At 39.4% G+C, this 10,685-nt stretch carries 4 protein-coding genes; 2 read left to right on the top strand and 2 right to left on the bottom strand.

What is annotated here, in order from left to right; genetic code table 11:
- Positions 1–234: 234 nt before the first annotated feature.
- The gene (locus BMY18_RS09815) at positions 235–7,233 is read right to left on the bottom strand and encodes a beta strand repeat-containing protein (RefSeq protein WP_092453469.1); all 6,999 of its coding nucleotides are present in this window, start codon (positions 7,231–7,233) and stop codon (positions 235–237) included.
- A gap of 325 nt (positions 7,234–7,558) precedes the next feature.
- On the opposite strand from BMY18_RS09815, the gene BMY18_RS09810 reads away from it, so the two are divergent.
- Positions 7,559–8,983 carry a D-alanyl-D-alanine carboxypeptidase family protein gene (locus BMY18_RS09810; protein ID WP_139197252.1) on the top strand — a complete coding sequence of 475 codons (1,425 nt, stop codon included), beginning with the start codon at positions 7,559–7,561 and terminating at the stop codon, positions 8,981–8,983.
- A 165-nt stretch (positions 8,984–9,148) separates the two neighbouring features.
- On the top strand, positions 9,149–10,021 hold the full coding sequence (locus BMY18_RS09805; RefSeq protein WP_092453467.1) for a polysaccharide deacetylase family protein: 873 nt from the start codon (positions 9,149–9,151) through the stop codon (positions 10,019–10,021).
- 258 nt (positions 10,022–10,279) lie between these two features.
- Here the strand turns inward: BMY18_RS09805 and BMY18_RS09800 are convergent, their stop codons facing one another.
- A complete protein-coding gene (locus BMY18_RS09800) occupies positions 10,280–10,615 on the bottom strand; it encodes a carboxymuconolactone decarboxylase family protein (protein WP_092453465.1) in 336 nt (111 codons plus the stop codon).
- Positions 10,616–10,685: the final 70 nt, after the last annotated feature.

Here is a 10,685-nt window from a genome sequence, read left to right as displayed (position 1 = left end):
GTCCGTTTTTGCTCCGCATCGTGACCGCTGTTCCTAATACGCAAAATAGTTCTAACTCTCGTTAGAACTGGTGCGACTGCCTGTCGCACAAAAAGCATCTGCCCTTTGACAGATGCTCATTATCTAACTATAAATATTCTCTTTTTTCATAGAAATTTGTTTTAGGTTGAAATTGAAAAAAGATAATCAGTCAATATATTCAAATACCTATAAGTAAAGCTTTTTTTCTTTCATTTATTGCTTAATAATTCTGGTTACTCTTTTTTTTCGTTTCTTTGCAAGACCCACCATAAGAATAGAGCTTATTCCGAAAGCTATAACTGGAATGGTACTGGTATGGTCACTAGTATTCGGCGATTTTCCATCATTAGTGTTTAAGACTATGTCATAACCGATGGCATAAGTTGAGAAATTACGCACATATAGTATGATATTATCCGCATCGATTGTGCAATATTCGCCATCCACAGCATTCTCTTTTCCAACAGGAATCGTGGCGGCTACTCCCTCGTGGACACGGTACATTGCGATTCCTAGATTTCCTTTAATGTTATCAGGAATCGGAATTGTTATTGCGAGAAGATCGCTGAGTTGGCTGATTCTACTCGTTTCTCCATTTATTTCTCCAAACAAGGTGACCGTTTTAAAAAGCGAAAGGTCGAGATATATTCCTATTGATTTATCGGATGCGACTTTTTCTATCTTTTCCTTGTCCTCAGCCAGATCGGTTTTTAACTGAACGGATAATTCGATGTTTACAGTACCACCGCTTTGCTCGATCTGACGCTCTTTATTTGTGTAGACATTTTTATCCTGGTAGAGTTCTTTCAATCCTTCCGCAATAACTGAAGGGGTTTGTTGGTCAATAATTTCTACGCTGGAGTTTTTCGCATAAATGGCGAAGCTTTTAGCTGACAAACCTGAATAGTTTCCTTTTCCAGTTATGGTTAAGGTTGAAATACCAACTTTATTATTGCCTGAATAGCTTACCGTATAGTCGATATCCTTAACAAGTACAATCGAACCAAATTTCACTTCAGTATTTGGAGTAATTGGTTTTCCTGTATACTCTAAGGACGCAATCGACGAAATCATATCTTCTGTAATGACTTTTGTGTTGACCGTCGCAGTTAATAATCCGCTTTCCCATGTGGCGAATCCCGCTCTTTCAACTCGTACATAAACCGGATAGCTACGAGTATTAGTAGTTTGTGGGCATGCAGCTGAGAATTCAGTTCCGTTGGTGCTATAGGTAATGATATCTTCGGTCATAGAACCGATCACGCTGACTACATCATGCACGTCCCCATCATAAGTGCCCGTATATGGTACCACATAAATACCGCCGATGTCCCATGTGGCGTTGACAATCATATTCTCCTTAACATTGCTGAATGATTTATCCCATCCTTTAAATGTAAAACCGCTCCTGGTAGGATCAGATGGAGCAGTCGCACTACCATCGTATTGGACTGCTTCAGTTTTTAGAGATTGGCCAATATCCCCACTGAAGTACTTGAAGGTAACCGTGTATACAGAAACTACATTTATGATTAGGCTGTTTGTATTACCGACATTGTCTTTCGCCGTGATAACTATATCGTATTTGCCTTCGGCAAGGGAATCTATTGTGATTTTTCCATTTGTCAGTGTTGCGGTCTGTACGCCTCCTCCATTAACTATATAGGAAACTATTCCTACGCCCGAAGTACTGTCACTGACAGTAACCTCCATAGTAGAAGCCCCCTTGACATAATCGGTTGTGATGGAAGGTCCCTGCAAATCAAACGTCATACCATCTGAATTCAGATAAGTTACATTTCCAGCTTTATCGGTAATTTTAGCATAAACAATAAATTTCTCAGTGTCCTTTGGAATCAAGGATAAACCAGTGGACGGATAGGTTTTCCACTCAGTAATCGACTGAACCTCTGCGATTGTTTTCAATTCTTTGTCTGATTTATAATACTCCGTTGTCGCAATGCCGCTACCGCCTTTGTCATCAGCGGATATAGTGATTGATACAGTTTCCTTGGAAAATCCACTGAACATCACACCATTCCAGAAGTTGTTCCAACTGTTGGTATAACGTTTGATTTCACCAGTTGGCGCCACATTTTCACCAATTGACGTATTATTACTTGTAATACTTCCTGTATAGTTACCTTGGGCTGTCAACGTTACAGTCATTGTTTTGCCGTAATCGTCTTCTTTTAGTTGATAGCTGCTACCTGTTGCATCGTCAATTGCCACCCCATTCAGTTTCCATTGATAGCCAAACGTCGCACCCGTTGGAATGACTCCAGAAACATCTGCGGTTACTGTGTTGCCTGTCAGCATAGATGTAGGAATGGAAACCAGACCAGATATATCCGCAAGGTCGATTGTGAATTTAAGTGTAGCAACCGCCGTGAAATAATTTGTATCCTGCGCCATTGATGCTTTTACCCAGTAGGTTCCGGACTCTGACGGTGAGCTAGCAAGTTCTATGCCAGGCGCACCAGCATTATCAGTGTAATATGTAAAGGTTACCGCACCACTTCCATTTTTGCTAACGGATGGATTGGACACGGCGTAACCATCATATATCTTTGTCAAATTAGTTGTGATGGTGATGCTGCCAGGCGCGCGATTAATGACCGCAGCTTTCATCCCGCTTTCCCAAGCGACAGATCCGACTCTTTCCACCCTAACATATATCGAATAGTTCCCAGCATTGGTAACTTGCGGGCAGGAAGTGAAATAATCTGTTCCATTTGTACTGTAGGTAACGGTGTCACCTGATAATGTGCCTGTTACGTCGACCACATTATGAGCATTTTTATCATAGGTTGCCCCATAATTGATTAAATTGATACCACTTATATTCCAAGTCGCATTAACGGTTGCATCCGCAGTAATGTAGTTAAATGCACGATCCCATCCGCTGAAATTGAAACCCGTCCTCGTAGGCTCAGATGGAGGGATAGCATTACCTCCATATTCGGTCATTACGGTTTGTAGTGCTGTACCGGTGTCGCCGTCAAACAGTTTGAATGTAACTTTATGAATGGATACAATATGCACTGTTAAAGTGTTTATAGTACCAAGAGTATCTTTTGCGGTAATAACAATATCATATTTGCCGTCAGCAATAGAGGCAATAGTGAACTTGCCGGCAGTCAACACTGCTGTCTGTACACTACCTCCATTTACTGTATAGGAAACATTTCCTACTCCCGAAGCACTATCACTGACCGTAACCTCCATAGTGGAAGCCCCCTTGACATAATCGGTTGTGATGGAAGGTCCCTTTGTATCAAATTCCATACCGTCAGAACTTAGATATGTAACATTACCTGCGTTATCAATAATTTTAGAATAAATAATAAACTTTTCTGCTTCAACTGGTGTAAGTGAAAGTGCTGATGAGTAGTTGCTCCAGTTGGTTAGCCCTTTCACTTCTTCTAAAGAAAGAGCACTGTCTGATTTGAAGTACTGGATTGTTTTTACACCACTTCCCCCATTGTCATCTCCTGTGATGGAAATAGAAACAGTTTCTTTGTAGAATATGCCAAATGTAATAGTATGCAAAAAGCTGTTCCAGTGTTTTGCTCCCTGCGTAATGGCTCCTGTTGGAGCAACACCATCGACAAACACTTCTGGTACTGTGACTTCGTAAAAAGTCATTGTGGCGTTAATGTTGCTATCGGCAAAATCTTTGATTATTGTTGTGTTCAAGGCCAGAGGATTTGCGGGCAATATTATTCCGTCGGAATCTAAATCACTTGTCTGCACTGTATAGCGGTAGGTGATACTGTCAGCCGTTTTACTAAGATAGGAAGCTTGCTTCAGATCACCGCCGATATTGATAGACAACGTTGAGTCCATCCCCACGACAGTTACATCTTTACTGAAGTTTACAGTAAAGTCTAGGTTATCTCCAATTGTATATATCCCATTGAAAGGCTTTATGATACTTGTTATAGTCGGCGGTGTTGGAGTAGTAAATGTTATATCACTTCCGTAGGTTGTTCCTACGATATTTTCAGCCTTCACTCGAAAGTGGTATGTCGTATTAGGGGTAAGCCCACTTAGTGAAACACTCACTGGCATAAATTCTATGCTCGTAACAGGACTCTGCACTGCAGTAACTGTTGTGCCGTATGCTATCGTCGTACCATATTCAAAAGTCACAATTGAGATGGCATTATTGGCGTTTACCGTTCCGTTCAGTGTTGCGGCAGTACATAAAATGCTGGTGGCATTATTTGTATTCGTTGAAGGAGCAATCGCTTGAGTGGTAAATGTTAAGTCACTTCCGTAGGTGATACCGACAGCATTTACAGCCTTCACGCAGAAGTGATACGTAGTATTGGGGGTAAGCCCACTCAACGAAAAGCTTACCGATGTGAAATCCGATCCAGTAACGGAACTTTGCACCGCATTAACGGTCGAACCGTAGGCAATGGTTGTACCATATTCAAAGGACACAATTGAGGTGATGTTGTTGGCATTTACTGTTCCTTTCAAGGTTGCGGTTGATGCAGTTATGTTTCCTGCATTCACTGTCTCAGATGTCGGAGCGATTGCAGAAGTTGTGAAGATAAAGTCATCTCCGTAAGCCGTTCCGGCCATGTTGACAGCTTTTACCCGGAAGTGATATGTTGTGTTGGGTAAAAGTCCATTAATCGTTGAACTCACCGGCATAGATCCAATGCCGGTAGTAGGACTCTGCAGTGCAGTAACTGTCGAGCCGTAAGCAGTCGTTGTACCGTATTCAAATATTACAATCGAGGTGTCGTTGTTGGCGTTCACTGTTCCATTCAGCGTTGCAGCATTTGCAAATACATTACTTGCGTCCTGTGTCTGTCCGGCTGGGGCAACTGCTGTGGTGGTAAAAGTAAAGTCGCTTCCGTAGGTCGTACCAGTTGCGTTTACTGCCTTTACCCGGAAGTGATAGGTCGTATTAGGAATAAGCCCTGTCAGTGAGTAGTTTACAAGAGTTGAACCCAAACCTGTAATAGGGCTTTGTACCGTAGTAATAGTAGACCCGTAAGCTGCCGTCGTACCATATTCAAAGGTCACAACCGATGAGGCGTTGTTGGCATTCACTGTTCCGTTCAACGTTGCATTTGTTGCGGAAACATTGCTTGCGTCCTGCGTTTCCGCAGTCGGAGCGATGGCTAAAGTTGTAAAGGCAAAGTCGCTTCCGTAAGTCACGCCAAGTGCGTTCACAGCATTTACACGAAAGTGATATGTCGTATTAGGAATAAGTCCACTCAGAGTGTAGCTTGTCGAAGTGTAGCCCACACCCGTAACAGTGCTTGGCACCGCAGTAAGAGTAGCACCGTAAGATACCGTTGTACCATATTCAAAACTTGCAATTGAGGAGCAATTATTTGCATTCACTATTGCGCTAAGCACCGCAGTCGTTGAGGTAATACTGCTTGCGTTTGGTGACTGTACCGTCGGAGCTTTTATAACCGAAACTGTTGTTGTTATACTAAGAGAGGTACTATTATTGACACCTCCGCTGTCAGTAACCGATACCACAGCAACAACACGGTTCCCGGCCGTAACGGATGCTGCACTGTTTTTATAGGATATATCATCAATCAATGTTTTCATAGCCGCATCGTCAAGAGACATACCACTCAGGGTCACTGTAGCCGTTCCGCTTACAACTGCAACGGAATAACTGCCAGTTGCAAATAAACCACTTGCACCGTTAGTAAGCGAAATGTTTGTACCATCGACGGCCAGGTATTCCGTCGTATCTGAGATGTTTGTGACGGTCAACTTTGCTTGGGTAAATGTCTGGCCGCTATCATTGGTAGAGGCTGTAACTGAACTAAACAAATCGACTCCGCTTATATTGTCCTGTATAAAGGAAGGTGCTACTCCAATTGCTGTCACAGAAGGCGCAGTGCTGGTTGCACCCATATCAAATAGCTTAACGCTAGTTAAATAATTCGTGTTGTCGGATGAGTTAATTTTCAGTAAGGCAAATCCTCTTGAATATCCTGCGCAAAAATAGAAGGTTGGTAAATTATACGTAGTATACCACCCCTGATCTGGATCATAGCCCAATAGAGCCACGCTACCTGAATCGACAGGAGCTGTAGTGGTATACTGCAGTACTCCATTGTTATTATAATAATTGAAATATACATACTCCATGCCAGACCATTCTGTGCTATTGTTATATGCATCATTAATTGCATTGGTCGATGCATTATCATAGGATAGTATTACAAAGCCTTCGATGCCTGAAACTTTGCTAACAGCCATTCCGCCGTCGCTGATTGATCCGTTCAGGGTGAATGATCCAGTGGATGTTCCAGCGGAATCAAAGAGATACGCTGTTGTTGTACTGGTATTGTAATTATAAAGCCCATACAAGTAATTTCCATTTGATAGTGATTTCAAGGACAACATGATTGAATTGCCGGAACTAACAGTATTGCTGGAAACAACCGAACCGGAGGAGTTTAACACCTTATAATAGTACATGTAAGTCGAGCCATCATAATTTGCATAGGCAACCATATATGAACCGCCCAAACCGGCGGATACTTCAGAAGTAATTGCATTGTCGCTGATAAGAATCGTTTCCGGTGTAGCCGCTGTTCCGTCAAGCTTAAACACTCGTGTCGCAATACTGATATTATCGTTTCGCTGCCATGAAAAAGCAATATTTCCATTTGAAAGTTGCGCCATTGAAATAGACCTTGAAAGACTAGTTCCAGGATCGGTTGAATTGATTTTTGTCTGTCCGATTACATTATTTCCGGATTGGTCAAGTATCATAAAATAGGCGCCCGGTGTGGATTCTGATCCCGTTAATAGTGCTGAACCACTGTCAGATTTTCCATATGCAACAACTATATATCCGTTGCTCAGAGCCAAAATGTGACATTCTTCACTCCGATATTTTGTATCCATAAGTGTACTGATGTTCTTTTGATTCAGTAGTGGAGTTCCACTACTATCGTAAATACTTAAATAATATGTACTCGTATAATATCCGCTCTCATAGACGGTAGATGACATCAATATAGCTGTTTTGTCTTCTGGCAAACCAATTATCATGCTTTGGAAATCCTTCCCTGAATTGATTGGGAAATCCGCCGTGATATTAAATGCAGGGTTCGCCGCGCTTACCGTTAGTATCGATGCTGGCAGCAAGCCCATAACCATTGCCAACGTCAGGAACAATGCAAGTCCCTTTTTCATTCTTTTTTTCTTCATACAAATCTCCTTTAAATTTATTCGTCGTTTTTTAGCCCACTGTCATGAATTTAACTTATAATCTCTTTTTTTAAAAGGTTGCCATAGCGTTAAAAAATTGGAAATAAACATCTGGAAATTCCATATTTTTCGATAATTTATTTTATAATATCCTATAGGTAAATGTCAATCTATTATATCAGATTTAAAATATTTATAAGGTTTTTATCAATAGTCTTACAATAATTAACATTATTTTTAATATACCGTTTTTATACGTTTATAAAACATATCTTTTGAACCATTATCATAGAATTAATCAAGGACTTTTTTGAAGGAAACCCCCTTGAAAAAATACATGTATAAGCTTGCGTCAAGATTCTTGGCCGCCATAATTATTCTTTTACTTATCTGTGAATCATTTTCGTATTCAAACCTTTCAATTGAAACAATTGCAACGAGTCAGACACAATCACGACCAATTACGACTCTTTGTATCAACGAAGTATCAACTTCAGATGATTATAACAAATCCAAGCCATCAAATCTGTATGCCAAATATGCTGCAGTTATTGATGGAAGCAATTATCGTGTCCTATTTGAAAAAGATGGATTTGCACCAGCTGCAAATGCAAGCACTACAAAAATAATGACTGTTTTGATTGCTCTTGAGTATGGTAATCTAGACCAGTTTGCTACCGTTTCAAAATATGCTGCAAGTATGCCTGATGTTCAGTTGAATATTAGCTCTGGAGAACACTACGTTCTTAGGGATTTACTATATTCATTAATGCTTCAGTCTCATAATGATAGTGCTGTAGCCATAGCTGAAAATGTTGCTTTAACTTATTTGATCAACCTTCAAAACAAAGGTGATTCGACATTAAATGCAATGAACTATACGATGTCAACATTTGATCCAATTACTGATTTTGCAACAATCGATATTGCAACCATTTCTACGGAGCAGAGTAAAGAGCTTGTACATATATTTGCTACTTTAATGAATTTGAAGGCCAGTTCATTTGGGTGTACAAATACTTATTTCATTACGCCAAATGGGCTTGATGCAGAAGATGAAAATGGGAAACATTCTACAACGGCTGTTGATTTGGCTAGAATCATGGCACATTGCGTGCAAAATGAGAATTTCTTGAAAATAACACAAACCAAAACTTATTCTTTTACAAATCAGAAAGAAAAAGATGATGGCACATACTTTGCTGGTTCACATTCATTTACAGTAAATAATGCAAATGCATTTCTACAGATGATGGATGGAGTCATTTCAGGCAAGACCGGATTTACTGGAGATGCTGGATATTGTTATGTCTGTGCATTAAAAAGAGATAACAATATTTTTGTCAGCGTAGTTCTTGCATGTGGTTGGCCCGGTAATAAGTCTTACAAATGGGCTGACACAAAAAAGCTACTTAACTTTGGAATCGAAAACTATTTTGATACAAATGTATTCACTTATATATCAGATTACAAGGATATTACGGTTAATAATGGAATCACACCAACAATTAAGACTTATATCAACAGTGATGTTGCCATGCAACTTTCTCGCTTCGATAATGTGAATATTATATATTCCCTTCCAGAAACAATTGATGCACCTATTATTGCAGATTCAGCCGTCGGTACTGCATCTATATACATAAATGACCAACTATATTGCGAGTTTCCGATACTAGCAAAATCAAGTTCAGAAAAAATAAGCTATATTTATTGCTTAGATAAAATAATAAAAGGATTTTTGCCATAAGATAAAAATCTGTCATCAAAATTATATTAAATAGGATCTCAAGTTAAGTATCTACTTAAGTATTTTTAATGATAAAAAATATAGTATATATAATCTCGACTTTTATAGTCAAAAGATATATAATGTGAAGAAATAATTTTTCATATTATAGGAGGTTCTTTAAGAATGTTAAAAATATACAAAGCATTTCCTGGGGGAAAGCACAAAGTTCTAACAATGAGTTATGACGATGGTAAATTAGATGATAGAAAGCTAGTATCAATTTTTAACAAATATGGAATTCGTGGAACTTTTAATCTTAATTCAGGCTTAATTGACCAAGATATTAGAATTAAGCCTGAAGAATGGGTTGATTTATATAAAGGCCATGAAGTTGCTACTCATACTGCAACGCACCCCACAATTGACCGTTGTCCAACAATAGAAATTGTCGAAGAAATTTTATCTGATAGAAAGTTTCTTGAGCGTATCATGGGATATCCTGTCAGAGGACACGCTTATCCAAATGGTTCTTACAGCCCACGTGTTGAACGTATTCTAGAAGATCTTGGAATAAAGTATGCAAGAATTGTTGGCGATGAATACGCATCCACTTATCTTGCAAAGCAGATACAAACTGATAGTCAGTCCCAAATTGTAGGCGATGCGAATGGATTTTCTTTCCCTACTAACTTTTATGAATGGAAGGCTACCTGTCACCATAACCACGGATTACTTGAATTTGGTAAAGCATTCAAGGATTTGAAGAAAAAACAATATCTTTATATGATGTATGTTTGGGGACATAGCTATGAATTTACAAAAGACAATAACTGGAATGTAATTGAAGAATTCTGCCAGAAGATGGCTGATTCAGATGATATCTGGTTCGCTACTAACATTGAAATTGTTGATTATATGGAAACTTACGATAAACTACAATTTGCAGCTGATTTAAGTTTTGTATATAACCCTTCCTTTTCTTCTGCATGGATTACTATTAATAATGATAAGGTTATGGAGATTAAGGGTGGAGAAATGGTTAAGCTTAGTTATTAAACAAACACGGACGAAACCCCGCCTATAGTTCCTCTTGTTCGCTATTGCCTCTACAGCCATACGATATTGTCTGCATTCGGTTCGACACCGTGAAAATGGTGTCAACCGCTTGCAGACAATATCGTATGGCTGTAACGGCAAATGCGGACAGTTGAGGAAACTATAGGCGGGGTTTCTGGTTGTTGAATAACTGGCGGCAGGGCGTTGTGTGGAGACGGAACGCCCTGCCGCCAGTTATGGATTTTGGATTTTAAAAAATTAATTATTTGTGTTTTCGCTTGGAGTTTCTGAATTGTAGAAATTTATGGCTATGGCGAAGGAAGGGGATATTCTTAATCCTACGATTGGTGTTCCTACTAGGATTGCACTTTTTACTTCTTCTAATGAAGCACCTAGTTCTTTTGCTTGTTTTACATGGAATGGTAAGCCACTTACCATTTGCAATGCGGCTAGCACGGAAATGTATGCTAACTCGTGTGTTTTTGGTTCAAGGGCACTTACCTCCGATATTTTCATAACTGTACTCATAAATGCTTGTCCTACTCCATTTGACTCTTCCATAAATACTTTAAAATCATTTGTAACATTTTTCATTGAAATTCTCCTTTCTATTTTGTACTTCATAGATATAGATGCATATAAAATAGGAAAGATACGTTTTTAT

The organism is [Clostridium] fimetarium, assembly GCF_900111235.1.
In the GTDB taxonomy this organism is placed as follows: domain Bacteria; phylum Bacillota; class Clostridia; order Lachnospirales; family Lachnospiraceae; genus Clostridium_N; species Clostridium_N fimetarium.
The sequence above is the reverse complement of the archived record's forward strand: the minus strand, read 5'-3'. Positions and strand labels throughout refer to the sequence as shown.